Source organism: Lysinibacillus sp. fls2-241-R2A-57 (genome assembly GCF_030209535.1).
Lineage (GTDB): Bacteria > Bacillota > Bacilli > Bacillales_A > Planococcaceae > Lysinibacillus.
Map to the genome: position 1 here is coordinate 1 of NZ_JARVRU010000158.1, position 24,661 is coordinate 24,661.

27 protein-coding genes, 4 pseudogenes and 1 riboswitch are annotated in these 24,661 nt (G+C 36.8%); of the genes and pseudogenes, 22 read left to right on the forward strand and 9 right to left on the reverse strand.

Features of this window, described 5'->3' with window-relative positions; translation table 11 throughout:
- Positions 1–97: 97 nt before the first annotated feature.
- On the reverse strand, positions 98–460 hold the full coding sequence (locus QRN68_RS21325) for a hypothetical protein (protein ID WP_285399037.1): 363 nt from the start codon (positions 458–460) through the stop codon (positions 98–100).
- 53 nt (positions 461–513) lie between these two features.
- A pseudogene (locus QRN68_RS21330) lies at positions 514–955 on the reverse strand (IS4 family transposase); the annotation flags it as partial.
- Between QRN68_RS21330 and QRN68_RS21335 the strand changes: the two are divergent.
- From QRN68_RS21335 to QRN68_RS21350, 4 genes and pseudogenes are all read left to right on the forward strand, one after another.
- Positions 954–1,143, forward strand: a pseudogene (locus tag QRN68_RS21335) (IS4 family transposase); the annotation flags it as partial. The pseudogenes QRN68_RS21330 and QRN68_RS21335 sit on opposite strands and share 2 nt — an antisense overlap.
- A 364-nt stretch (positions 1,144–1,507) precedes the next feature.
- Positions 1,508–1,663 (forward strand): hypothetical protein, encoded by a 156-nt coding sequence (locus QRN68_RS21340; protein ID WP_285399038.1) that lies wholly within the window; start codon positions 1,508–1,510, stop codon positions 1,661–1,663.
- A gap of 91 nt (positions 1,664–1,754) precedes the next feature.
- Positions 1,755–2,069, forward strand: a complete 315-nt coding sequence (locus QRN68_RS21345) for a thioredoxin family protein (RefSeq protein ID WP_285399040.1) — start codon at positions 1,755–1,757, stop codon at positions 2,067–2,069.
- A gap of 329 nt (positions 2,070–2,398) precedes the next feature.
- On the forward strand, positions 2,399–2,608 hold the full coding sequence (locus QRN68_RS21350) for a hypothetical protein (protein ID WP_285399041.1): 210 nt from the start codon (positions 2,399–2,401) through the stop codon (positions 2,606–2,608).
- Positions 2,609–2,703: 95 nt separating this feature from the next.
- On the opposite strand, the gene QRN68_RS21355 is transcribed toward QRN68_RS21350, so the two are convergent.
- Positions 2,704–3,684, reverse strand: coding sequence for a hypothetical protein (locus QRN68_RS21355; RefSeq protein WP_285399042.1), 981 nt, complete (start codon positions 3,682–3,684; stop codon positions 2,704–2,706).
- 878 nt (positions 3,685–4,562) lie between these two features.
- Here QRN68_RS21355 and QRN68_RS21360 point away from each other — a divergent pair.
- Both QRN68_RS21360 and QRN68_RS21365 read left to right on the forward strand, forming a co-directional pair.
- A complete protein-coding gene (locus QRN68_RS21360; RefSeq protein ID WP_285399043.1) occupies positions 4,563–5,090 on the forward strand; it encodes a sigma-70 family RNA polymerase sigma factor in 528 nt (175 codons plus the stop codon).
- Complete coding sequence (locus QRN68_RS21365) at positions 5,080–6,090, forward strand: LCP family protein (protein ID WP_285399044.1); 1,011 nt, start codon at positions 5,080–5,082, stop codon at positions 6,088–6,090. Before QRN68_RS21360 ends, QRN68_RS21365 begins: the two co-directional genes overlap by 11 nt.
- Positions 6,091–6,300: 210 nt before the next feature.
- Here QRN68_RS21365 and QRN68_RS21370 read toward each other — a convergent pair whose 3' ends face one another.
- The 3 genes from QRN68_RS21370 to QRN68_RS21380 all read right to left on the reverse strand — a co-directional run bounded on the left by QRN68_RS21370 (position 6,301) and on the right by QRN68_RS21380 (position 8,154).
- Positions 6,301–6,450, reverse strand: coding sequence for a hypothetical protein (locus QRN68_RS21370; protein ID WP_285399046.1), 150 nt, complete (start codon positions 6,448–6,450; stop codon positions 6,301–6,303).
- A gap of 193 nt (positions 6,451–6,643) precedes the next feature.
- A complete protein-coding gene (locus QRN68_RS21375) occupies positions 6,644–7,597 on the reverse strand; it encodes a TRM11 family SAM-dependent methyltransferase (RefSeq protein WP_285399047.1) in 954 nt (317 codons plus the stop codon).
- Between the two features lie 203 nt (positions 7,598–7,800).
- Complete coding sequence (locus tag QRN68_RS21380) at positions 7,801–8,154, reverse strand: hypothetical protein (RefSeq protein ID WP_285399048.1); 354 nt, start codon at positions 8,152–8,154, stop codon at positions 7,801–7,803.
- Positions 8,155–8,377: 223 nt separating this feature from the next.
- Between QRN68_RS21380 and QRN68_RS21385 the strand changes: the two genes are divergently transcribed.
- Positions 8,378–9,205, forward strand: coding sequence for a DNA alkylation repair protein (locus tag QRN68_RS21385; protein WP_285399049.1), 828 nt, complete (start codon positions 8,378–8,380; stop codon positions 9,203–9,205).
- 104 nt (positions 9,206–9,309) lie between these two features.
- Here the strand turns inward: QRN68_RS21385 and QRN68_RS21390 are convergent, their stop codons facing one another.
- Positions 9,310–9,543, reverse strand: a complete 234-nt coding sequence (locus QRN68_RS21390; RefSeq protein ID WP_285399051.1) for a TetR-like C-terminal domain-containing protein — start codon at positions 9,541–9,543, stop codon at positions 9,310–9,312.
- A gap of 697 nt (positions 9,544–10,240) precedes the next feature.
- On the opposite strand from QRN68_RS21390, the gene QRN68_RS21395 reads away from it, so the two are divergent.
- The 15 genes and pseudogenes from QRN68_RS21395 to QRN68_RS21465 all read left to right on the forward strand — a co-directional run bounded on the left by QRN68_RS21395 (position 10,241) and on the right by QRN68_RS21465 (position 23,079).
- Positions 10,241–11,599 carry an aspartate kinase gene (locus QRN68_RS21395; RefSeq protein ID WP_285399052.1) on the forward strand — a complete coding sequence of 453 codons (1,359 nt, stop codon included), beginning with the start codon at positions 10,241–10,243 and terminating at the stop codon, positions 11,597–11,599.
- Between the two features lie 94 nt (positions 11,600–11,693).
- On the forward strand, positions 11,694–11,876 hold the full coding sequence (locus QRN68_RS21400; protein WP_285399053.1) for a hypothetical protein: 183 nt from the start codon (positions 11,694–11,696) through the stop codon (positions 11,874–11,876).
- Positions 11,877–12,084: 208 nt separating this feature from the next.
- Entirely contained in the window at positions 12,085–12,768 is a 684-nt protein-coding gene (locus tag QRN68_RS21405; protein WP_285399054.1) for an adenosylcobinamide amidohydrolase, read from the forward strand.
- A complete protein-coding gene (gene cbiB / locus QRN68_RS21410) occupies positions 12,765–13,721 on the forward strand; it encodes an adenosylcobinamide-phosphate synthase CbiB (protein WP_285399055.1) in 957 nt (318 codons plus the stop codon). The genes QRN68_RS21405 and cbiB overlap by 4 nt, the downstream gene beginning before the upstream one ends.
- A complete protein-coding gene (locus QRN68_RS21415) occupies positions 13,708–14,787 on the forward strand; it encodes a pyridoxal phosphate-dependent aminotransferase (protein ID WP_285399056.1) in 1,080 nt (359 codons plus the stop codon). The genes cbiB and QRN68_RS21415 overlap by 14 nt, the downstream gene beginning before the upstream one ends.
- 11 nt (positions 14,788–14,798) lie before the next feature.
- Positions 14,799–15,407 (forward strand): histidine phosphatase family protein, encoded by a 609-nt coding sequence (locus tag QRN68_RS21420; protein WP_285399057.1) that lies wholly within the window; start codon positions 14,799–14,801, stop codon positions 15,405–15,407.
- Positions 15,408–15,419: 12 nt separating this feature from the next.
- On the forward strand, positions 15,420–15,995 hold the full coding sequence (locus QRN68_RS21425) for a bifunctional adenosylcobinamide kinase/adenosylcobinamide-phosphate guanylyltransferase (RefSeq protein WP_285399059.1): 576 nt from the start codon (positions 15,420–15,422) through the stop codon (positions 15,993–15,995).
- 40 nt (positions 15,996–16,035) lie between these two features.
- The gene (gene cobS, locus QRN68_RS21430) at positions 16,036–16,812 is read left to right on the forward strand and encodes an adenosylcobinamide-GDP ribazoletransferase (RefSeq protein WP_285399060.1); all 777 of its coding nucleotides are present in this window, start codon (positions 16,036–16,038) and stop codon (positions 16,810–16,812) included.
- Positions 16,785–17,384 (forward strand): histidine phosphatase family protein, encoded by a 600-nt coding sequence (locus tag QRN68_RS21435; protein ID WP_285399061.1) that lies wholly within the window; start codon positions 16,785–16,787, stop codon positions 17,382–17,384. Before cobS ends, QRN68_RS21435 begins: the two co-directional genes overlap by 28 nt.
- On the forward strand, positions 17,333–17,725 hold the full coding sequence (locus tag QRN68_RS21440) for a bifunctional adenosylcobinamide kinase/adenosylcobinamide-phosphate guanylyltransferase (protein ID WP_285399062.1): 393 nt from the start codon (positions 17,333–17,335) through the stop codon (positions 17,723–17,725). The genes QRN68_RS21435 and QRN68_RS21440 overlap by 52 nt, the downstream gene beginning before the upstream one ends.
- A gap of 114 nt (positions 17,726–17,839) precedes the next feature.
- Positions 17,840–18,334: an ECF transporter S component gene (locus QRN68_RS21445; protein WP_285399064.1), complete on the forward strand. Its 495-nt coding sequence runs from the start codon at positions 17,840–17,842 to the stop codon at positions 18,332–18,334.
- Positions 18,331–19,014: a hypothetical protein gene (locus QRN68_RS21450; protein ID WP_285399066.1), complete on the forward strand. Its 684-nt coding sequence runs from the start codon at positions 18,331–18,333 to the stop codon at positions 19,012–19,014. Before QRN68_RS21445 ends, QRN68_RS21450 begins: the two co-directional genes overlap by 4 nt.
- Positions 19,015–19,124: 110 nt before the next feature.
- Positions 19,125–19,311, forward strand: a riboswitch (cobalamin riboswitch).
- Between the two features lie 162 nt (positions 19,312–19,473).
- Positions 19,474–20,775: pseudogene (locus QRN68_RS21455) on the forward strand (ribonucleotide reductase N-terminal alpha domain-containing protein); the annotation flags it as partial.
- Positions 20,776–21,113: 338 nt separating this feature from the next.
- Positions 21,114–22,025: pseudogene (locus QRN68_RS21460) on the forward strand (ribonucleoside-diphosphate reductase subunit alpha); the annotation flags it as partial.
- 13 nt (positions 22,026–22,038) lie between these two features.
- Positions 22,039–23,079, forward strand: coding sequence for a ribonucleotide-diphosphate reductase subunit beta (locus QRN68_RS21465; RefSeq protein WP_285399067.1), 1,041 nt, complete (start codon positions 22,039–22,041; stop codon positions 23,077–23,079).
- A gap of 107 nt (positions 23,080–23,186) precedes the next feature.
- Here the strand turns inward: QRN68_RS21465 and QRN68_RS21470 are convergent, their stop codons facing one another.
- Entirely contained in the window at positions 23,187–23,354 is a 168-nt protein-coding gene (locus QRN68_RS21470) for a hypothetical protein (RefSeq protein WP_285399068.1), read from the reverse strand.
- A 47-nt stretch (positions 23,355–23,401) separates the two neighbouring features.
- The gene (locus QRN68_RS21475; protein ID WP_285399069.1) at positions 23,402–24,298 is read right to left on the reverse strand and encodes a M23 family metallopeptidase; all 897 of its coding nucleotides are present in this window, start codon (positions 24,296–24,298) and stop codon (positions 23,402–23,404) included.
- Positions 24,299–24,661 lie beyond the last annotated feature (363 nt).

Sequence of the window (24,661 nt, forward strand, 5' to 3'; positions counted from 1 at the left end):
TTATCGTACCGGAGGTGCCTGGTTATTTATATGCGTTATTTGATTACGGGCTTACGTTTTTTTTTAATAAGTACCCGAACCATAACACATTGGTTATTTATTTGGATTTATTAGTTAAGGGTATAGTTTCCGAATGACTATCCCATTTAATTACCGCTTCAATCTTTGAATCCTCTGTAGCATTTGTACATCCGTTTGGCAATGTGAAAGTTCCATTTTCCTCTATTGGCACATCTCCTGTTGAATTACTAATGTCATACTCTACTTTTTTCGGATTAGGTTGAGTTCCGATAAACTTGATATATCCACTTGTTGGTTGACAGTCAGCAGATTTCTCAACTTCGTATTGTACGGCCCAATTTTCACTTTCCCCATACAATATAAATGTCTCACCTTCACAAGCGGTTAAAAGTAAGAGACCAAAGAAAATTACTGAAAATTTAATTTTCTTGTTAATCATTGATAACACCCTTTCGAATACATACTTTTAAACTATAATTATGTTTATTTCTATTCTTCTAGCGACGTATTCGTGATATATATTCATGTCCATTAAACGTTTACTTTTATCCTTCATGACAATGCCTTTCTTCTTTTCACGTATCGATTGGTTTTTCAGACGTGTTTGCGTTTGATTATCGGTTAAACGATGGATAATAACACGTGCTGGAAGTTTCTGATTCTGGCCAATGTATGCCTCGGGGAGTTCTATCGTTTCACCATGGATTAGACCAGACATCATTTTTGTCATATCAAGCTGGATGTATTCTGTCTGCTTTTTTAAAGTACCATTGCTGAAGTATTCTGGTTCAGGGTTCTTGATATAAATGCGTGTAATCAACTTCAACCGCGAGATATAGTAAGCCTCTTTATCATGAATGGTCTGTAAGTCTCCTAAATCGAAGTAACCAAGATCACGTAAACACAAATCGCCTGCTTCTACGGTTTCAAGGCAAGCGATTTATATGATTAAAGATTACTTTCCGTTACTGTTTCAAGCGATAGCCATTTGCACAGAAGAACTTTTAAAAATTCTGCATCGCCTTTATCAGCTGCTCAAAAAAAAACGGTCGTAAATGTCATAGGTATAAGAAGCTGACCGTAATAGGCTTCTTTAGCATACCTACTTTTTATCACTGCTAGTTTTGAAACAAGAATCATTTCGTATCTAGTAATTTACTTGGTTAGCTTGATGGGCATGTGATGTTACCCCTATAAGCGTTTTTTGATTACTTCCTATTTTACTACAGTAGCAATTCATGAAGACCTATCGACACTGCATCACAGAAAGTATGAAAATGTATGATTGGTAATTATTCTTTCTTGCTCTGATGAAGATTTTACCATAAGAATATATATTCCTATATATGCGCTTCCCTGTAAAATGGAACTGCTTTAGCATACCATGCTTCATCTTAGAGGAGCTGTATCCTGAAACATGTCCTTACAGGAAAAAGCCCTAACATGCAAAATGTCATTGTTGGGGTTTTAGCTTTATACATAAAAAATGGAAAATGTTTATGAAGCGGGGGAAACTACTAAATTAGGCCGGCCTTCATTAATAGTAGCTGCTGCTGAAGGATATAAAACCGCGATGGTAGTTGATTTGGTCAGTACAATTTTGAAAATTGTTCGTTTAATTACGGATATTAAAGCACTTTAATGTTAATTAAAAGGGGATAGTAGGGTCTAATCATAACTAAAAGCATATTATAGCTTCAAGATTTTTATTTTCACAAGGGAGGAAAAGAATTATGTCAATTGTTCATGTTACAACAAAGAATGAACTAAGAGAACAATTAAAAACAAAAAGGATTGTATTATTAAATTTTTGGGCTGAGTGGTGTGGCCCGTGTAAAATGTTTGCAGGGGTTCTTAATCAACTCAATGAAGAATTCAGTAGTAAGGTGAAAATTATAAAGGTGAATGTTGAAAAAAGCCCAGATATTGCAGCGGAATATAAGGTAATGGGAATTCCTCACTCTAGATTGATTATTCAAAAAAAAATACGTGAACCAATTATGGGATATGTGCCTTTTGAAAAACTGAAGAAAATGATTGGAGTTTGATTCGCCAAACGGGAGGAAACTTGATTGTACAATTATTGGTGGAGGAACGGCAGAATAGTTCTTACTTCAGACTTTTCGAATTTGAGGAAGATGGCATTTGTAATTAATAAAATGAGGGGAATATTTTTCCTTCATCATAAAGTGGTAGAATCCGTTGATACATCAATGTTTGTAAAAGGATATTAGTCAAATACGATATTTTCAATCTGTGTAATTATATACGAGCTCATGTTATAATGAGGAACTTAGGGTAATTAAGACTTTTCCTTATAACTGAACGGATGCCAAGAAAGCCTCCGCATAGTGATAAAATATGGAGGTGTAAGAGATTGAATAAAAAATGGACGATTGATAAAATTAAAGAATTTGTTGAGAATAATTCGGAAAGTAAGTTGCTAACGACTGAATATCACGGTTTTTCTCAAAAGTTATTATTAAAATGTGCATGTGGTAGCAACTTTGAAAAAACATTTACAAAATTTAAAAATAAACATCAACGTAAATGTGACGTCTGCCAACCACCAAAAGAGTCACGCTAAATGAAGTGCTCAAAAAAGAAGTTGGCGTCTTAATTAAAATCACCTCTTACCTATTTTCTTTATAGTGAAGAGGTGATTTTTATTTTTTATATAAGTTATTTATTCAACTCATTTATAAATTTTGATCCTAGTAGTGTGACGATTGAGTAATCAGTTACGTCACCTTCGATAATTACTCCGAATGTCCTTTTTACATCAACTGGGATATCAACTTCAATTACATTGTTATCTTCTGAGAGTGTATAAGTTTTTAATATTTCACCATCTCCAACAAAACTAATAGTAAATAATGTTTGGTTTGTGTATTCATAACCATCCATTGGAGGTGAGTAAGATAAAGTCGTTTGGTATCGATCCATTTTTTCTGGAGAATTAAAAGATACTCCACCAATTTCAAAATTAGTATAGAATTTAGAATGAACACCAATCTGTTCTTCATTTTCACCAAAAGCTACCCAAAATACCTCTTTATATTGTTCTTCAGAATTTGCGTCTGGAAAGGCATTTCCTTTTTTAACTTCTTCATCCGTATATATATGAGTGTTATAACTCAGGTTATTTTCATTCTCAAGTATATTTAACTTGAAATCAGTTTGTATGAAAGAATTAGTATGTATTTGTTCATTCTCATCTGCTGCAAAAGCAATTAAAGCAAATAATAATGAAAAAACGATCCTTATAGCAAGGATAAGTATATTAGCAATACAGTAAAAGTTTAAAAGTTTGCTTTTATTCCATACAAGGTGAAGTGAAAATGTGTAAATTAGAATTAACCCACTAAAAATAAGCGCTTTAATGAAATGATTTTCAGAAAGAATATTAAAAAAGATATCAAAAGTAGAAGGTAAAACTAATATTTTCATAATGATAAATTCATATGCTGGTCTGAGCGTTTCTCCGATAGTTTCATACGAATTAATCATAAAGTATGCTACAGTATCTACAATTGCACCTAATATTCCCAAAGCGACTGTTAAAATAGCAAAAACACCTAATACACAGCCAATCCCATTAAAATCCTTGCTATCGTATATCACCCCACTATTCCCTTTACTTGTAAAAAAAAATTTTGGCATATAATTCCTCCTATAACAATATAATATAACATTTTTTATTAATAGTAACAATGTTGTAGATTTCTTTAAAATTAGATTTAATGATATGATGAAATGTATTGATTTGGCGAAAATGCCGCACATAATATAATGGATAGAAATAAAAAATGGTGTAATATATGAATGCAGGTGGGAGCGCATTCCAGGGATTTTCCACATAAGTGTTCAAGCTATTGGGAAGATCCTAATAATTTGCTCGACGCAAGTTTTATTAATTCTGTAAAGGCCAAATCGTGTCATTGAGAACAGTCTTGATTTCGGTGGCTTCAAGACCGTACGCCTTTTAATAGGTTCAAAGATTGATCTTATCTCTAAGATATTTTTTAAACCAAGTTGGAAATTGGCAGGACCTACCTGACCACTTAAAAACAAGCAGCATGCACCTGTTAAATTTCAAATATACATTAAAAAATCACCTCAAAAAATAACTAAAGAGGTGATTTTTATCAAACTTTTTTACAAAGCTACATATTTTTAGCGAAAATGATCGCCGTTTAATTAATGCATTTACTTATTGAACAACTGCATATTTTACTTAAAAACTAACGCAGCAGTCTTTCATTTTCTGTGATGAAGTGCTAATTTTTGCACTTCATGGGTGGCTAACGGCGCAGTTAAGAGGAATAAGGAATAATTATAAACAATAAGCCTGTATCTATGATTACTTTGTAATCTAAGATACAGGTTTTGTATTTTAGTTATAATTGTATGGATGTTTTTTTACGCCAATTAGTGGAGAATCTTTGTTAAAATAAATATTTTTTGGAAATTGAACCTATTATGATTTGGTAATCGTCTAATAGCAGAATTTGAAGTAGGTTGAAAGGGAGGGTAGTAGATTGGATAGAGAAGAAAAAGATTTCATATTAGAAAAAATAATGATTGAATATGGTAATGAGTTGGTACGATTGGCATTTTCTTATGTGAAAGATACAGAGATTGCTAAGGATGTTGTTCAAAATACGTTTATCAAATGCTACAAGAACCTTGATTCGTTTCGATTTGACGCACAAATTAAAACTTGGCTCTATCGTATAACAATTAACGAATGTAAAGATTATTTAAAAAGTTGGAATTACAAAATGGTACAGGTAAAAAGTTTTATTAATGAAACAGCAAAGTCAATATTACCATCAACAGAAAAAACAGTTATCGATAAATACAATAAAGCTGAAATAAAAGATACGATCTTTTCTCTTCCGAAAGTGTATCGGGAAGTGGTTTATCTATACTACTATGATTCATTAAAGACAGAGGAAATTGCCGAAGTTTTGGATATTCCAGTTAATACAGTGAAAACTAGATTAAGAAGAGCAAAACAAAGATTAGAGCCGATGATTAAGGAGGAAGAACTTAATGGAAGATAAGCGATTAAGAGATAAATTTTCTAATACGTCTGATCAAGAACTAAGATTTACGAAAGAATACCGTAATGAAGTATTTGAACAAATTCATAAACTAGAGAAGAATAATAATACGCAGAAAAAATCTCTTGTTTCTTCTTTTAAAAAATTCGCTCCACTTACAGTTTCTTTATTAGTGGTAGGCTTGTGTATATTTTTGTTTATTCCATCGATTCTTCCTGGAAACGTTAATAAAGAATATAACAGAAGTGATACAAGCGGTACAGTATTACAAGAAGACGAGATTTTTACCACTCTATTTACGGTGAAAGATGAGAATAATAGAATACCTATTAACCTTTTAATTACTTATAGTAAAGATAAAAAGATGGTGAAAGTTCTGTCTATCCCTCGTGATACTTATGTTCCGATATTGGATAAGAGTACTGGAATTACTTCATACGATAAATTGTCATATGCTTATGCTGACGGTTCGGGTGGAGCTGAAAGTGTAAGAACAACAGTTTCTAAGTTATTTGATTTAACAATTGATTATTATGCAGTTATGGATTTAGAAACCTTTTCAACGCTGATTGATTCAGTGAATGGTATAGATTACAACTTGCCAGAAGATATTCGAGTAAGAGCTATTTCTAGAGTGGCATTTGAATTCAAAAAGGGGACGAATCATTTGAATGGCGAAGAGATTGTGGCATTAATGATGGCTGCTACAGAGGGGAAAAGATACGAATTCGATGAAGAAAACCTATTAAATCTCATTCATGCTGTTATTAATAAAACAAAAAACGAAATCCCACAAACACAATTAAAAGAACTTACTACTAAAATAGAAGCCAATACATCAATTGATCATTTGTTAGAGAATAAAATAGAAATTGATTCTGTAAAATCGTTATCTTTAAGTGAGGGAATGAAATCGGAAACGATAGATGGTCAATACTATATTGTGTTTGAGAAAGACTTTTTAAATTCTATTTCAGAAGAGTTAACTACATTTAATTAAATATAAATTGGAATTGTATGTAATTTTATACTAAGAGAAGATAAAGGTGTGTTAATGAAATGTAGATTAACACACCCGGGTTTTTTGTACTTTAAGAAATTGAAAGAGATGGATCGTGGTCGATGGTTTCATAATAAGAAAAGCCCCAATACACACCTTTTTCTAAAGTGAATATTGGGGGGGAGTTCAAAATTAATTTAGATATCACGACTAACGTTTATTTTCATTTTGATTACGACTGAAGATTACTTCCTCAGCGAACTCTTCTCTGTTTTCACGCTCTCTGTTAGCATTTTGATTTTGATTTTGCTGTTTTTTGTTGTCTTGAGTTTTATTATTTTTATGTTTATTATTACCCATTATCATCTCACCTCCACCATTAGTGTGAGTGAAAGATGATTTTTTATCCGCATTACTTACAATTAATTAATGAAGTATATGTGATGAACAAAAGGCATGGATTATTGCTAAGATGGTTGCTATATTTCCACACACTGATAATTTCAGTACTTGCATTGGATTTACTTTCTTCAAAGATAGAAAGTTCGTGTTTTTATTCACATAATAAAATTTGACGTAAAAATGATTGTTTTTTAGCAATGCATCGATCTGCTATAACAAAACCTGCATCTACTATCAAGTCATCAATTGTTTCAATTGTAACGACAACTACTTTATCGGCAATGCGTCGAGCATGTTGTAGAATATTAAATTGATCTTCGGTTGATGTATGCGTAAATAAGTTATATGGTAAATCAATTATTGCGACATCATAATGTTCTTTAACCTCGGAGATTGGACCTAATGTAATGGTGCCTGTTAACCCAAAATATGAGATGTTTTTTCTGGAACCTTGACAAACATTGTAATTCATATCTCGCCCTTCAATATTAATCCCCATGGAAAGGGCTTCAATTACTACTGTCCCTATACCACAGCAAGGATCAATCGCACGAATATTTTGAGGTTGAGGAACTGCGATATTTGCAACAGTACGAGCGACTCTAGTACTTAGTGCCGTTGAATAACTGTGTGGCTTGTGTAAATGATTATGCCAAATGGATTCACTCTTCATATGCTTTCCAAAATACCATTTTCCATCTATTAAAATAAGACCAAATACAACTTCAGGCTCATTTAGTTCTGGTTCGCCATCGATGCACAATCCTACCTCGCGTTCTAACAATCGACGCTCTGGCAGATGAATTTTCTTCTCTTCACCTATATCCATACTATTTAAACAAACTACTTTAAAAGTTGTTTCCTTTACTGTTAAATCCTTCACCAATGTCTTGATGTTTTCTATGTTATTTTCTTCATATAGCACTTCAAGTCTGTCTTGTATAAAAGGACTACGGCTTGGATCAATTTTAAAAGGGCTTATTATATAGTTTGATTGGGAATCAAGATTAAAAAATGAACGCATCTCCATTCTGCACAAATCATATTCGTCAACATGATGTACATATGTGTATATAAATTTACTGTTATTTTGTTCGTTACTCAATTGATTATCATCCTTTTAAGTTGTTGTTCACTTGATTTCACTAAAGTTAAAAAAACAAATGAAGTTGTTTATTTTGTAATCGTATCATAGGTGTCTCTATCAAGCCACTCGATATCAATATCGAAATTAGATCGTATTCAAGTAGTGATGAGGTTAATGCCAAAAGATCGCTCCCCAATCATCAAGCCAAACAAGCAAAAGGGTTAATCCAGTTGCTTGTTAGTTTTGTTATGCTTGATTGCTAAATATAATGAGAAACTTATCGCAACGAACATTATTACAGAAAATACAACCGAGAACGTGGCTTTATAGTAGATGGATGTAATCAGCATGACGAGCGAACTAATGATGATGGCTACACGTAGTAATATATCTGTTTTTGCACTTGGATTAAAAAAATCTTGAAGAATAGCAAATAAATAAGCTATTCCGAAAAATACAAGATACTCATAAACAAACACAGGCTTCACGAAATCTGGGATTCCAAAATAAATTAATACAAATATAAAAATGAGTAGCACTACATATTTTCCGTATTTGCTTATGAAGTTTGACAAAGTATCACCCCTCGTATTTATTCTAAAAAAATTAGAAATTTTTGCTATAAGCATTTAGTTTCAATTTAAAGAGATATTTCTGAAAGGACGATAATAGATAAAATCGTTAATAGACACATCTGAAGAAATTTATCTCAGGTGCTGCACTTTTAATAGTGGAAATAATTTGTAAGAAAAAATAATATAGAAAGAGACATCTAATAAAATTTCAGGGGGTTATGAAATGGTTGTAAAAGAAGATATTTTAAATAGAAAGGGAGCTAGAAAGGCTAGCGATATCCCAAATGATGTTTTAATGTTGTTGAATCAAGGGGAAATAGAGAGTGTTAATTTAATGGAATGGCAAGCTGTTAACCATATTTCTTTAGTCAAAAATGTTCTACCAACAATAGGGCTAGAAGAAAAATTAGAATTTGTACTAACTGAGATAGAGAAGCAAAAAGTCGAAACGGGAATGAAGGCTATACGTTTAATAGGGAGTTTATTAGATACAGTCATGATAGATGAAAGTGCTACTAAAAAAGAGGATGTAATCAAAGTTTGCTCCGAACATGTATCTGATAGTGTCCGATGTTGGGCAGCATTTATGAATAAAAACAACGATTATTCTTTAGAGGAGAAATTGTTGTATATCCGACCTTTCGCAGCAGATCATCATTTTGGTGTCCGAGAAATTGCTTGGATGTCAATTAGGGAAGACCTTTCAGCAAATATTGAGAATAGCGTAGACCTGTTAGCAGAGTGGGCGAAAAGTGAAGATGAAAACATTCGTAGGTTCAGTTTAGAATCAATCCGTCCTCGCGGAGTATGGACAAAGCATATTGAAAGATTAAAGGAAGAACCGCAAATCGTACTTCCTATTCTACATTTACTAAAATCAGATTCGTCAAAGTATGTTCAAGATTCTGTCGGTAACTGGTTAAATGATGCTAGCAAAACTCAACCAGAGTGGGTAAAAAACCTTTGTGATGAATGGCAAAAAGAATCTCCAACTAAGGCTACTGAGAGAATCATTAAAAAGGCTCAAAGAACGATAGTAAAAGGGAAATAACGTTTTGGTTTGTGTGTCATTTATAATAAAAAACATCCTTTTGGAAAATGGACATGTTGTAATGGACATTTTTTACAGAAGGGTGTTTTTAATTTTCTTAAGCTTTAACTTCCAAAAGGGTTGTCTACATAAGGACCCTTCACTGAAATGCTCATTAGTTGCGTAGCCATAAATTTAGGTGGATATGGCATATCGTTTTCTAACCACCAAACAAGCATCTCAAGAAAAGCTGTGGCAAAAATTCTGATAGCCATTTCAAGTGGAACTGTCCGCTTTTTATCATCTGATTGCGTGCAATTAATCCCGTTTGAAACAATATCGATGAGGATCTCTTTCATGCTTGAAGAGAAATAGGGAATATTTTTTTCTAGAAATTTGTTTGAATAAATTCATGAATGTATCCGTGAGGCTCATCTTCATCATTAAAAATATCAAATTCTATCTTGTTAAGAAAACGTGTAGGATGAGAACGGATATCCGCGCGCAGCAGAGATATCCGCGAAAAGAAACAAATACCAACGCAAAAAGGTGAATTAACTTGAAGTGTGAGCGACTTTCATCGATTGCGAATAGCACAAACATCACAATTTTTTCTGCATATGATAATGATGAAGCGTTTTCATTAAATAATATAGAAGAAAAGTACTTCTATTTCATCCAAAATGGAAACAATATATAAGGGAAAGATGGCTGCAAAAAAATTGTCAAAATGACATGGTTAAGTTGGATCGATTTGGCATGTTATATTGTTTTAATCAATCACTTAAATCCTGTATTTTAGATGATTTAAGCTAGTTCAGACTAAGATTTGTACGATTATGTGAATTCTACAAAAAAAATTTGTAAAAACCTTAACTATTTCATACGAAATCCGTATAATAAATCAAACAGTGCGGAAATTGTCCATATTCTATCGGTAAATTGCGTGAATTTTTTAAATTGTATTGACGTAGAGAGCGATAATTTGTACACTGTGTACATTCAATTGTTTTGTGGAGAAATACAATTAATTTAAAAAGTTAGGATTTGATAGATATGATCGTATGTAAATTTGGTGGAACATCTGTAGCAAGTGCAGAACAAATTCAAAAAGTAGCAAACATTGTAAAATCTAATCCGGCACGTAAAATCGTAGCCGTTTCAGCGCCAGGGAAACGCTCCGGTGATGATATAAAGGTAACTGATTTATTAATAAATTTAGCAATGGCAGCATTAAAAAATGAAGATGTGGAAGAGAAAGTGCAAACAGTTGTGAATCGTTTTAAGGCGATTGCAGATGGTTTGCAGTTAGATCATACAATTTGTGGCGTGATAGCTGAAGATTTGCGTGAACGTGTGCAAGGCGATAAATCGAATGAGGAATTATTTATCGATAGCATGAAAGCAGCAGGGGAAGATAATAACGCGAAGCTTATCGCAGCGTATTTCAATTCTATCGGTATGCCGGCTCGTTACGTAAGTCCAAAAGATGGTTTAGTGGTCAATGATTTACCTGAACGCACGTATGCATTACCAGAGGCTTATGCTAATTTAGCACCTCTAAAAAATACAAAAGAAATTATTGTGTTCCCAGGTTTCTTCGGTTACACTAAAGCGGGCATATTGCGAACGTTTGACCGCGGTGGCTCTGATATTACAGGCTCTATTTTAGCAGCAGCTGTTGAAGCAGAGCTTTATGAAAACTTTACGGATGTGGATTGTGTGTTTTCTGCGAATCCGAAAGTCGTGAATGATCCAGTGGAAATTAAAGAAATTACGTATCGCGAAATGCGCGAATTATCCTATGCAGGCTTTTCAGTGTTCCATGATGAAGCGTTAATGCCTGTCTACAAGATTGGGGTGCCCGTTAACATAAAAAATACAAATAATCCATCAGCCCCAGGTACTCGTATCGTACCAAGACGCTCTGCTACAGGTCGTCCAGTTACAGGTATCTCGGCAGACAGTGGCTTTTCAACTTTATATGTGTCAAAGTATTTGATGAATCGTGAAGTAGGCTTTGGACGTAAGCTTCTACAAATTTTAGAAGATGAAAATATTTCGTATGAACATACGCCGTCTGGTTTAGACGATATTTCTGTTATTATGCGCTCAAATCAAATTACACCAGAAAATGAAGCGCGTATTCTTTATCGTGTGAAACATGAATTGTATGCTGATGACGTGCAAATGCGTCATGGTTTCTCTATGATTGTTATCGTAGGGGAAGGTATGCGCAATAACACAGGTCTTGCGGCACGTGCTGCAACTGCTATTTCAAAAACAGGTGCAAATATAGAGATGATTAATCAAGGTTCATCTGAAGTTAGTTTAGTATTCGGTGTGCTACAAGAATTCGAAAATCAAATTTTACAGGCGCTTTATGAAGAATTTTTTGCGCATGTGAGAGTTTAAGTAAATAAACACTAATCCTTGAACGGGATTAGTGTTTTCTTTTTCACGGGAATACGGTAAAATCGAGGGCGTACATAGATTGGAGGTTTTACTTTTGAAAAAATTATCGATTGGTATGTTTCTATCAATGATTGGCATACTATTTGTTTGTTTAACGATCATGGATATTTTACCTGCCTCGACTAAAACAATGAAGTTTGTCTATATCGGGATTGGCTGGGTATTTATCATTGCGGGATCCATTGTTCGTTTTAAACACTTAAAACAAAAGCAATAACGGAATATCTCGAAATTGAACTGTTTTAAAACGCGAATTTATGATACAATTTCAAAAAAAATAAATAATTTGAGTATTATGAAGTTGCGATGCTGTGCGAAAATTCAAAAGTTTTAAATTGGGGAAAGATGATTAAGTTAAAAATCAACAGTACAAATTCTTCTTTGTAAGAATTTGTTTTTTTATTTTCTGAATAGGAGGCGAGATCATGTCAGTACTTCGCAAGGGCGATATTCATATTTCTGACCATTATGTTGCCGTCCGAACAGATTCACCGATGAAGGTCGTATCTTCAGCCGTACATAATCCGGGCTTTGGCTATTATACACATATGATGAATCGTTCGGTGCCCTATACGTATGATGAACGAAAACCGCAGTTAGAATTACAACTATTTTTACAGTCAGAGGGCTTTCCCGTTGATAAGACAGTTGCGATGATGACGGCTGTCTATGCCAGGTATGCAACAATCCGTGAGTTTACATATGAAGGCATTCATCTTGTCATTATGATTACAGCTGGACTTGGCAATGCCGTAGATATAACGCGTGCTTTTCATCGCAAGGAGCAATATCATGCAGGTACCATCAATACGTGGGTTCTTATAAATGGGAGATTGTCGGATGAAGCTTTATTTCAAGCGATGATCTCTACGACAGAGGCAAAGGTTAAGGCACTCTTTGATGAGGGCATTACAGATCCAACAACAGGCACACAAGCTACAGGTACTTCAACGGATAGTTTGTTGATTGCTTCGACGGAGGAAGGCGACTACCATCAATATGCAGGGCCGATTACGATGCTTGGGAAAGTTATTGGCCATGGTGTTTACGAAACGATGCGAGAAGCTGTGCAAAAATATAAAAAAGATAAAGAGGAGAATCCTTTATGATGGCACTGATGATTGCCTGTATCATCGGGCTTACTTTTGATTTAGTAGTGGGTGATCCTCCTAAAATGCCTCATCCGGTTCGCTGGATTGGAAAGCTCATTCAATCTCAAACTGAATTGTGGAATAAAGGAAGAATGAGAAAACTCCGCGGCATGATTATGGCGCTCGCTGTAGTTGGTACAACGATGTTTGTTGTGACAGCCATTATGCTACTAAGTTATCAGGTTAGCCCATTATTTGGCATATTGATGGAGGGGCTACTAATTGGTATAGGACTAGCACAGCGTAGCTTGAAGGAGGCCGCGATGGCTGTCTATGAGCCGCTAGTCAAAGGGGATTTTGCTGAGGCTCGTGTGAAGCTTTCTTGGGTTGTTGGGCGTGATACGGAGAAGCTTGACGAAGATGAGATTGTTCGTGGTGTTGTAGAAACGGTCTCAGAAAATACGAGTGACGGTGTAACAGCTCCATTATTTTATGCCTTTTTATTTGGCGCAATAGGGTTATGGGGCTATAAGGCTGTCAATACGTTAGACTCTATGGTTGGCTATAAAAACGAAAAATATAAAGATTTTGGTATGTTTTCTGCAAAGCTAGATGATGTATTGAATTTTATTCCAAGCCGGTTAACAGGCTTACTGATGGTACTAGGGACTAAAAATGAAACAAATAGATCACTTGGTAACCGTTTAAAACGTTGGGCACAGGATGCGAAAAAGCACCCAAGCCCGAATAGTGGTTACTTAGAGGCAGCCACAGCTGTGCAACTTGGGGTACAGCTAGGTGGGAAAAATACATATCAAGGTGTCGTTTCTTATCGTGCAATAATGGGCGAAAAATTAGTTCCATTAACAAAAGAGCATATTGCAAAGTCTGTTATTCATATGCGTATTGCTACTTTGCTCTTTACTCTTGTTATGTTAGCAGTGGAGGTGTTAATTTTTGCAATTACCTAATCACGGAGCAAATCCGCAAAATGTCTATCATCAACTAGGGCTTAACATGCCCGAAGAGGTGTATGATTTTAGTGAAAATGTCAATTCGGCTGGACCACCTCAATTCGTTGAGGCACGTTGGCGGACATTTTTTCCGCTTATTCAACGCTATCCAGATCCGGATGGTGAGCCATTTTTATCAAAGGTGACCGCTTTTCATCATGTACAGAAAGATTCAATACTACTAGGCAATGGTGCATCAGAGCTTTTTAGTGTTTTAGCTAGACGTTATGCAAATAAACGTGTAATTATCGTACATCCTTCTTTTTCAGAATATGAACGAACATTACGAGCAGCAGGCGCTGAAATTGTGCCGATTATTGTAGAGGATATTGTTCACTACACATTGCCGATGGAGCGTTTACAAAGAGAGATGGCGAACGCAGATGCTTTATATATTTGCACACCGAATAATCCGACGGGGGTGCTTCCTAATAAAGAGGAGCTCCTACAATTAATGACGCACGGTGCAAAAGTCAATTGCGAGCTTGTCATTGATGAGGCTTTTATTGACTGGGTCGATGAAGCCTATTCATTGATTCAATATGTGGTCGAAAATCCTCATATGATTGTCGTTCGTTCGATGACAAAAATGTATGCAATTCCAGGGTTACGCCTTGGCTATTTAGTGGCAAGTCCTATCGTTGTTGCTGAGTTAAAGTCTATTTTACCGCATTGGAATTTGAATGCCTTTGCACTCGTTATAGGGGCAGGCTGTTTAGATGAACAAAATTATTGTCAACAGGCGATTGCCTATGCAACAACACAGCGGGAATTGCTACAAAGCTATTTACAAGAAAATGGTTGCCAGGTGACGAATAGTGTCACGAATTATGTATGTTTTGCGCTGCCTAAAAATCAGCAAGCAGATACATTTTTTACATATTGTTTATCAAAGGGCGTCGTGCTGCGCCATACAAAAAACTTTATGGGCTTACATGGTGAATGGTTCCGTATCGGGATTAAAGATATTGTGGCCATGACTTATTTAAAAAACTGTTTACAGGCATGGTTTAATGCGAATTAGGAGTGAGAAAGGTGACAACTTTTTATTTAGTGAGACACGGTGAAACGATGTGGAATAAAGAGCATCGACTACAAGGGTGGTTAGATTCGCCATTGTCTGAAAATGGTGTTTTACATGCAGAAAAACTGCACGAGCATTTAGGTGAATTTTCATTTGCAGCAGCATTTAGCAGTACGAGTGGTCGTGCTAAGGAAACGCTGGATATTCTTGTAGGTGATCGACAGATTCCCATTTACTATGCGGATGAATTACGCGAGATTTTTTTAGGAGATTGGCAAGGTAAAACGGTCGAGGACATCGTTAGGACAAATCGCTTAGACTATGAATTATATACCGATTATCCTGCGCAATTCACAGCAACTCATACCGAAAGCTTCGGTGCGGTAACTGAACGAGCAATGTTTACGTTAAAAAAAATTGCAGAAAAATTCCCTGAGGACAATGTGTTAATTGTTTCCCATGCTGTAACGATTAAATGCACGGTTAACGCTATTTTAGGCAGAAGTATTAATCAGCTTTGGGCAGAGCCATTCATTCATGGTACAAGTGTAACGATTATTGAACGATCAGAGCAACAATGGCTCGTTAAAGATATTGGTAACATTCAACATTTAAAATAGGAGGCGTAACTATTGCCACTGATTTTCATTACAGGGGGAGTACGCAGTGGTAAATCCCACTTTGCTGAAAAAGCGGCTGTTACTCACTATCAAACAAAGTTCATGCAAGCACAAAGACTTATTTATATTGCTTCTGGCGTAGCGATGGACCGTGAGATGGAGAAGCGAATATTGCGTCATCAGGCAGATAGACAAGCACAAAATATTGAATGGCTTACGATAGAAGCACCTTATGAAATCGCTGATACATTGATAAGCCTGACCGATGGCGATGTCGTGTTATGGGACTGTGTCACGACATGGCTGACAAATGCTTTTTATGACGGTTTTGACACGGGTACGCCATGTGTAGATCAACCAGGCTGTTTAGAGGAGAAGCTCCGTGTCTTAAAAAAAGCAGTAAAGACGTTACTTGAGAAGAGGGTGACGTTTTTTGTCGTCTCGAATGAATTGTTTGATGAGCCTCCATATACAAGCGAGGAAGTTGAATTATACCGACAAAAGCTCGGGAATTTACATCAATGGTTCGTTTCTATAGCAGATGAGGCGTATGAAATAAATTATAGTATCGTAAAGAAATGGAAATAATGCAACGCACATTGAAAATAGAAAGAAGGAAGGCAAGACGATGAAAAATTTCTGGCATAGCCTACAACTTGCATTTCAATTTTTTACAGTTTTGCCGGTACATAAGGAAATTCCTTTATCCAAAGCAACCATTACGGGGATGTTCGCCTTTTTGCCGTGGTTAGGGGCTCTTATGGGCACCGTAGTGGCAGCGGTGATATATGGTTTAACAGAATGGACGATGAGCAGTGAGGTTTTGCTTTCCTTTTTGGTTGTCGGACTATTCGCTTTATTTACTGGTGGTTTACATTTAGACGGATTTATCGATATGGGGGATGCTTATTTTTCGTATCGGGACCGGGAGAAGCGGCTTGAAATTTTAGATGATCCACGTGTCGGTGCATTTGGTGTGCTTTCGGTGCTATTTTTAGTGCTTAGTAAATTCGTCGTATTGCATGAACTATTCGTGCAGCATAAGTTAGCTCTTTGGATGTTGATTTTTATTCCTTTATTAACGCGTGTGGGCATGAGCTTTTATTTTATGTCGCTAAAGTGTTCAAAAGAAAAAGGGCTTGCTTATTTTTTTAAAACACATATTAAACCGAGTTTGCTTATATGCTTTATGCTTATCACACTAGTTGTGGCGTATACTAGCTTATTGTTTGTCATAGGCTTCTCCATTGTTCCGTTCGTGTTGATTGCTGTATTAGCGATTGCCTTTTTAGTCTTTCGACAATTTACAGTGCGCAACTTTGGTGGTGTTTCAGGGGATTTACTCGGTGCTTCAATTGAAGGAATGGAGGTTGTGCTGTGGGTGACGTTGTTATTGTGCGCTTAATGAGACATGCACCAACAAAGGAAAATCTGGAAAAGCGTTATATCGGCTGGACAGATTCATCATTAGCAGATGTATCTTCGCTGACTATTGTAGATAAAGATGTCACAAAGGTGTATGGTAGCGATTTACGGCGCTGTAGAGAAACAGCTGCCCATTATTTTACGAACGCAACTTACATGGCAGATAAGAGATTCCGAGAGTCGAACTTCGGTGAATTTGAAGGGCAAACATATGAGGAGTTAAAATCTGATCATCGTTATTGTGCATGGTTAGATGACCCGGTACAATCACCGCCTCCAAAAGGGGAAGGCTTTGATGCCTTTTGTGCGCGTGTTATGGAAGGGTTTACAGCGTTATCCAAAGATGAAGATGTTTATCATCTCGTCGTTCATGGTGGAGTCATTCGAGCACTGCTTGTTGCATTTGCACCAACTGAGCAACCATTTTGGACGTATCATACGCCGCATGATAAAATGTTCACTTTAACGTTTTCAAGAAAGGCTTGGGAGGAGGGAGCAAGATGCATGTCTTTATCGGAGGAGCTTATAGTGGAAAAACCGACTATGTCATGAATTTGCTTGCAGATCAAAAAGTTGAGCTAGTAGATGGCTATGTACCTGATGACATTCCTGCCAGTGATATACTTGTTATTAAAAACTTAGAAAAGTGGCTCGTGACACAAGATCTAGAGGATGATGAGGCCCTTGTCAAAACCATTTTGACAAGACTAAAGACTCTTGACGAAAATTGTGCACTGTATATAATTGTGACCGATATGGGACGTGGGGTTGTGCCGATGGAAAAACAGGCACGATTATTACGCGATACATGTGGGCGCTTGTACCAGGCGTTATTTGCTGAAGCGGAACATGTCGTACGCATTTGGTACGGTATCGGGGAACAAATTAAATGACGTGATATTTGTCTTGAAGAATTTTTAATACGAGGAGTGGACGCCCAGGGTCGGATGGAAATCAACTCCACGTTATAGTGAAGCGTCAAAGATAAAAAGAAAAGAGGAAATGGAATGGATCGACAAAGGTTAATGAAATTGACACTCGTTGCCATGGTAGCGGCAATTTGTGCAGTTGGTGCAGTGATTAAAATTCCAACATTTATTGCAACTGCTGCGCTGGACTCTGCTCCGGCATTTTTGAGTGTTGTATTTTTATCTCCAGTATTGGCTGGGGTTGCGGGGGTAATTGGGCATTTTATTACAGCCTTAACTTCTGGCTTCCCACTAGGACCACTCCATATTATTATCGCAGTAGAAATGTTTATCGTTGTATGGATCTTCGGGATTATGCATAATAAAGGAATGCATTTCTGGAAATGGCCTGTGGCACTTATTTTAAATGGCGTTGTGGCACCATTACCGTTTTACTTTATCATTAGTCCGGCATTTTATTGGGCATCTCTTACGAGTCTTCCGCTGGCAACATTGATTAATTTAATCATCGTTGCAGTTGCAATGCCAATTTTATCTAAAGTATTTGTGCGTAAGGCAGGGCGATTACATTGAGAAATGCCATAAAAATAGGGGAGCTCATTGCTACGACAGATAATGCCGCAGCAATTGGTGAAAAACCACAAGATGTTGTGTCAGCCTCAGATCAACTAACGGCATACTTGACAGCACGTGTTACTTTTTTAGAGCAGCTTGCCGCAAATGCTTTACCAACACATGTCCTACTCGCTAATTTTTCAGGGGATGCGGCATGGTCTCGGTATGTAGCAGGCATTCAGCAAGTTTTTGATGAAGCTGGTCTTATTTGTCCGCAAATAGACGGTAGCACTGAGTCCAATATGCCAACTGTACAATCAGGTTTGTCTATAACGATGCTTGGAGAACAGCAGAAACGTACACTAACTAAGCATGAACAACTTATTTGGTATACATATGGACTGCCACTTGTAGGCAATGAAGTCCTTGCGCAGCCTGAGGATGTCGCACAGCTACAGCCTGTTTTTCAGGCATGGAAAGAGGACATCGTGCAGCAAGTTTGGCCAGTAGGATCAAAAGGTCTGCAAGCAGAATTTACCCGCCTTTTTGGCAATCAACAGGTCAAAAGTTCGCTAGATGTTGAGAAAACGGCTGGCCCATGTGCAGTCATTTTACTAGGAGTACATCCAGAAAAAGAGCAACTGGCACAAAATATTTTTCCTAGAAATTTTGAAAAACTACGTAAAACTGCATTGTAATAGGGCTTGCTTCGAGAAAAAGTAGCACTTAAAAAAATTCAAGGGGCAAAACGCCTATTGCAACAACAAACACAATATGTTAGATTTGTTTAGGAGTTAAAACACAATATATAGTATTTTGGACAAGAGGTACCAATATGGTTTAAAAGGGAATTCGGAAAAAGAGCATCTTAAGCCGAAGCTGTCCCCGCAACTGTAAGTGCTGACAAATGATGATGAGGCCACTGTTAAAAATGGGAAGGCGATCATTTGGAGGAAGCATGAGCCAGGAGACCTGCCAATTTGTTCGAGACAACAACACATTCTTCGGGGATTGAGAAGTGGAGGCGAGAGATTTGTTCACTTCTTTGTGTGCATGTCCTTCATTTCCATTTCCGATTTTACAGCGATCACGCAACCGATAGAGGGTGCATGATCGCTTTTTGTGTTGTTGTAGAAAGAAAGGGAGAGTATGTGTATATGACAATTCAAATCGAACAGCAAATTGCTAAGTTAAAGAATAGTTACACGGAGGATGAACTTGAAAGTTTTGTAAGGTTATCGGATCGATGGCTACGAAAAAATGACAATGCCACATTTGAGGCATGGGCAGATGCGATGATTTTACAAACGCTTAGCCTAATTGATGAAGAGGAGCCATATTGGACATTTGTTGCAGCGCAAATTTATTTAGAAAAATTATATGACCAATTTGCAATGCGTCGCGGCGTTTCAGTGAAAGATGTTTATCAGGTATTCCCAGCACAATTAGCACGCTATACAGAGGCTGGTTTGTATCATGAAAGTTTAACAACAAAATATAGTGAGCAAGAGCTTCAGGAACTTGCTTCTTATTTAGAACAAAGTCGAGATGAGTTGTTTACATATATTGGCTTAAAAACATTGATGGACCGCTATGTTGTCCGTGATTATACGAAAACACCAGTGGAGCTACCTCAGGAACGTTGGATGGTCATTGCGATGACATTGATGCAGGATGAAACAGAAAATCGTTTACAAAAGGTGCGAGAGTCTTACTGGGCAATGAGCAATTTATATATGACAGTAGCCACTCCGACATTATCGAATGCAGGGAAAACACATGGACAGTTATCTAGCTGCTTTATCGATACAGTAGATGATAGTTTACAAAGCATTTACGACACAAATACAGATGTTGCAACCTTATCGAAATACGGTGGTGGCATTGGCGTTTATATGGGCAAAATTCGTAGCCGAGGCTCATCTATTAAAGGTTTTAAAGGGGCATCAAGTGGCGTATTACCTTGGATTAAACAGCTTAATAATACGGCAGTTTCAGTCGATCAGCTTGGTCAACGCCAAGGAGCTATTGCTGTTTATTTAGATGTTTGGCATAAGGACGTCTTTACGTTTTTAGATTTACGTTTAAACAATGGGGATGAGCGTTTACGTGCCCATGATATTTTCACAGGGCTATGCTTACCGGATTTATTTATGGAGACAGTTGAAGAGCGCGGGGAATGGCATTTATTTGACCCACATGAAGTACGAGAGGTTATGGGCTACTCACTAGAGGATTTCTATGATGAGAAAAAAGGTGACGGTTCCTTCCGTACAAAATATGCAGAATGTATCGCCAATCCTTTATTAAGCCGTGAAGTCGTACCGGCGATCGATATTATGAAGCGTATTATGCGCTCACAGCTTGAAACAGGCGTGCCGTTTATGTTCTATCGTGATGAAGTAAACCGCATGAATCCGAATAAACATGAAGGAATGGTTTACTCAAGTAATTTGTGTTAATAGTAGCACCTTCAATCAGAAATGGTTGTCGAAAACTCCGTTAAACGGGGAAAGTCACAATGTGATAACCTACCGTGCTAAATCTTTTGATTAAATTAGTTAATCAAAAGTAAAAGCCTAACGACTATCGAAAGCATAACTCATTGAAAAACATGAGTGAAGAAGCGAGTAGAGTACCCCTCAAGCGAGGCCCGTTATAGGGATAATTCATAAAGGGAAAAGCGGAGCATCCTTCAGGTAGAGCTGAGGATGATGATATAGTCTCCTCTGTATAGTGATATACAGCAGTTCATAAGAGAACGGATTAGGTCTAGCGAACCTAGTTGAAGAAAAGGACAGAAATTTTCCAAAACATGTCACCAACTGAATTTGAGTCTATTACTTTAGAAGATGATGTCATCGTTACACGTCGCAAGCCTGGAGACTTCGTAGTATGCAATTTATCATCCATTAATTTAGGTAGAGCTGTACCGGCTGGTGTTTTAGAGCGCTTGATTCCAATTCAAGTACGTATGCTAGATAATGTTATTGCTCTAAATACAATTCCAGTAAAACAGGCAGAGCGTACGAATTTGCGCTATCGTGGTATTGGACTTGGAACATTTGGCTGGCATCATTTATTAGCTTTAAAAGAAATTCAATGGGAGTCTGAGGATGCTGTAGAATTCGCGGACAAGCTATATGAGGAAATTGCGTATTTAACGATTCGTGCTTCCAACGATTTGGCAAGTGAAAAAGGAGCCTATCCATTATTTGAGGGCTCAGATTGGCATACTGGTGCTTATTTTGACAAACGTGGCTATGACAGTGATAAATGGAATGCATTACGTGCGGCAGTTGCTGAAAAAGGTATGCGCAACGGCTATGTGATGGCAGTTGCACCTAACTCATCGACATCCATTTTAGCAGGCAGTACGGCAACGATTGATCCTATTTTCCAAAAGAGTTATTCAGAGGAGAAGAAGGATTACAAAATACCAGTAACTGTACCAGATTTATCACCAGTGACGACTTGGTATTATAAATCTGCTTATTTCATCGATCAAAATTGGACAATCAAGCAAAATGCTGCACGAGCACGTCATATCGATCAGGGTATTTCGCTTAATTTATATGTTCAAAATACGATTAAGGCGAAGGATTTACTGGCACTGCATATGAATGCTTGGGCGAGCGGTGTAAAAACGACGTATTATGTGCGCTCGACATCTGTAGAATTGCTAGAATGTGAGTCTTGCGCTAGCTAGGGGGAAGTAAATAATGACAACAATTACTAAACGACAAATTATGGATAAAGAAGCACCTAACCGTTCAACAGGCATTGTGAACGGACGCTCTTCTAACATTTTAAACTGGGATGATGTGCGTTTTAGCTGGGCTTATCCAAAGTATAAAAAAATGCTAGGTAACTTCTGGACTCCATTTGAAATTAATATGAGCAATGATGTGAAGCAGTTTCCTGAGCTATCAGCAGTTGAGCAGGAATCCTTCTTAAAGATTATCGGTTTACTGGCGCTATTAGACAGTGTGCAAACTGATTTTGCGGGGAAAGTAGCAGATTATTTAACAGATTCAAGCTTAAATGCACTAATGATCATTTTAGCGCAGCAAGAGGTTATTCATAATCACTCGTATTCCTATGTGCTATCAAGTATTGTGAACAAAGATGAACAAGATCGTACGTTTGACTTTTGGCGTACGGAGCCAGTGTTAGAGCGACGTAATGATTTTATTATTAAGGGCTACCGTGCATTTTCAGAGGAGTCAACTGTTGACAATATGCTAGAGGCGATTATTTATGATGTGATTTTAGAAGGCTTATTCTTCTATTCTGGCTTTGCCTTCTTCTATCATCTAGCACGCAATCAAAAAATGGTGGCAACGTCAACGATGATTAATTATATTAACCGCGATGAACAGCTACATGTTGATTTATTTGTGAAAATTTATCAAGAGTTATTAGAGGAATATCCTGAATACGATACGCCAGAACGAGCAGCACGTGTGCAGGAAATCTTCCGTGAGGCTGTACAACTAGAAGTCGATTGGGCCAATGAAGTGATTGGCGATAAAATTGATGGCCTTGATGTGGAAGATGTCCATGATTATGTGCACTTCTATGCCAATGTTCGTTGTAATCAACTTGGCGTCGAGCGTCCATTTGAAGGCTATCGCAAAAATCCATTGAAGTGGGTTAAAGCTTACGAGGATGTTGACTTAGGGAAAACAGACTTCTTCGAGCAACGTTCTCGTCAATATGTGAAGGTTAATGTAGAAGATAACGGGTTTGATGATTTGTAATGCTCAATGAGGTTAGGGCATAAGTATATTTTTAAAGCAAAATTATAAAATTTCACATTAGAAAAGCGCGAGAAATCAAAGTTTATTAAATTGATTTTTCGCGCTTTTTAAATCGCTGATAAACTATTAACAATCGCTGATAAACCATGAGTAATCGCTGATAAAGTTATAACAATCGCTGATAAACCATGAGTAATCGCTGATAAAGTTATAACAATCGCCGATAAACCATGAGTAACGCTGATAAAGTTATAACAATCGCCGAAAACCTCCAACGACCGCTGATAAAGGTAATATAACAAGAAAAAGAAATAAGTTAAAATTATCGTACCAAACTATTTCTCACTAAAAATCGATCATTAAATGTGATCGGTACACCTTTCCCGTCCTTTTCGGCGTGAATGTGTAAATGTGGTTCGCTTGTATTTCCGGAGTTTCCTACTTTCCCAAGTAATTGGCCCGACGTTACTTTGTCTCCTTCAACCACCACTATGCTGCCTTTTTGCATATGAGCTAATAAAACGGTAGCATCATAGTTCTCACATGATAAGGCGACATGATTTCCCTCAGGATTTTCTGGATCAGCTTTAGGAGGAGGGAGGTCAGGTAAATCATTTTGGATGTTGACTACTTTTCCATTACAAGGACTATACAAATCATCTGCGAATATTTGATACTTACCCAATTCTCCTGGATAAAGTCCACTTGCGCGGGTTCCAAGCGTATTTAATTTTAAAATGTCTAAAGCATATTTTTGACCTGGATGGTCTTGATGATAGTTCATTAACACCTGATTGCCACCCTGTCCGACATAATAGGTGCCATTCTTAAGTGGAAAAGATAACTCAATTCCTTTTTCAGCTACTGTATAGCTTTTTACGACCAAAGCATTATACGTACCAAAAACCAAAATAAGGACAATATAAATACCAATTGAAAACTTTTGATTTAGTGTATATTTTATTGTAAACGGTAAATTCCTTACCCTTTTCCAAGAAAAAATGACAGTGACAATCAAGAGAGCTAACCAAAGAAAGCGAACATAATATCCGACCCAACTCCAGTTTCCTGCTTGAAATAACCAAATAATTAGTGCTGCAGTTACCAATGAGTCCAACAACCATTCCAGTTTACTTTTAAAAGGAGCTTTCCATAGTGAAATAATAAAGCTCGCAGGTAATACGATTAGCAAACCAATGGAATAAAAGATTGGAAACACTATTTCTCATCCCCTTTTTGTTGCTTTATTGGAAGCTATAACATTATTGGTAATGTTTACTTCATTCTGATTTTCATTCTAACATAGTGATCACAGTTAAAGAACCTTTTCCCCAGAGTTCCAGAAGATGTGAAGAAGATAACAGGTTTGATGATTTGTAATAACTTTAGAGGAAAAAAGCCATGTAGCATAATTAGTGCTGACATGGCTTTTCTCAAGTTTATTCAAAAAAGTCTGATTGGAAAAATGGTGTAATGCCAGCTTCTCTTAAAAAGTATTTGTATTCGGTAGGGACCTCTAATAGTGATTTTGATGTTAGTCTAAATAATGGACACAGAGAATTGGGAGTTTATAAAGTATAAT

Excerpts from the sequence above, each read along its gene's own strand:
- QRN68_RS21325 (WP_285399037.1), bottom strand. The coding sequence starts at position 460 with ATGATTAACAAGAAAATTAAATTTTCAGTAATTTTCTTTGGTCTCTTA.
- QRN68_RS21340 (WP_285399038.1), top strand. The coding sequence starts at position 1,508 with ATGGAAAATGTTTATGAAGCGGGGGAAACTACTAAATTAGGCCGGCCT.
- QRN68_RS21345 (WP_285399040.1), top strand. The coding sequence starts at position 1,755 with ATGTCAATTGTTCATGTTACAACAAAGAATGAACTAAGAGAACAATTA.
- QRN68_RS21355 (WP_285399042.1), bottom strand. The coding sequence starts at position 3,684 with ATGCCAAAATTTTTTTTTACAAGTAAAGGGAATAGTGGGGTGATATAC.
- QRN68_RS21365 (WP_285399044.1), top strand. The coding sequence starts at position 5,080 with ATGGAAGATAAGCGATTAAGAGATAAATTTTCTAATACGTCTGATCAA.
- QRN68_RS21370 (WP_285399046.1), bottom strand. The coding sequence starts at position 6,450 with ATGGGTAATAATAAACATAAAAATAATAAAACTCAAGACAACAAAAAA.
- QRN68_RS21385 (WP_285399049.1), top strand. The coding sequence starts at position 8,378 with ATGGTTGTAAAAGAAGATATTTTAAATAGAAAGGGAGCTAGAAAGGCT.
- QRN68_RS21390 (WP_285399051.1), bottom strand. The coding sequence starts at position 9,543 with ATGAAAGAGATCCTCATCGATATTGTTTCAAACGGGATTAATTGCACG.
- QRN68_RS21395 (WP_285399052.1), top strand. The coding sequence starts at position 10,241 with ATGATCGTATGTAAATTTGGTGGAACATCTGTAGCAAGTGCAGAACAA.
- QRN68_RS21405 (WP_285399054.1), top strand. The coding sequence starts at position 12,085 with ATGTCAGTACTTCGCAAGGGCGATATTCATATTTCTGACCATTATGTT.
- cbiB (WP_285399055.1), top strand. The coding sequence starts at position 12,765 with ATGATGGCACTGATGATTGCCTGTATCATCGGGCTTACTTTTGATTTA.
- cobS (WP_285399060.1), top strand. The coding sequence starts at position 16,036 with ATGAAAAATTTCTGGCATAGCCTACAACTTGCATTTCAATTTTTTACA.
- QRN68_RS21440 (WP_285399062.1), top strand. The coding sequence starts at position 17,333 with ATGCATGTCTTTATCGGAGGAGCTTATAGTGGAAAAACCGACTATGTC.
- QRN68_RS21445 (WP_285399064.1), top strand. The coding sequence starts at position 17,840 with ATGGATCGACAAAGGTTAATGAAATTGACACTCGTTGCCATGGTAGCG.
- QRN68_RS21465 (WP_285399067.1), top strand. The coding sequence starts at position 22,039 with ATGACAACAATTACTAAACGACAAATTATGGATAAAGAAGCACCTAAC.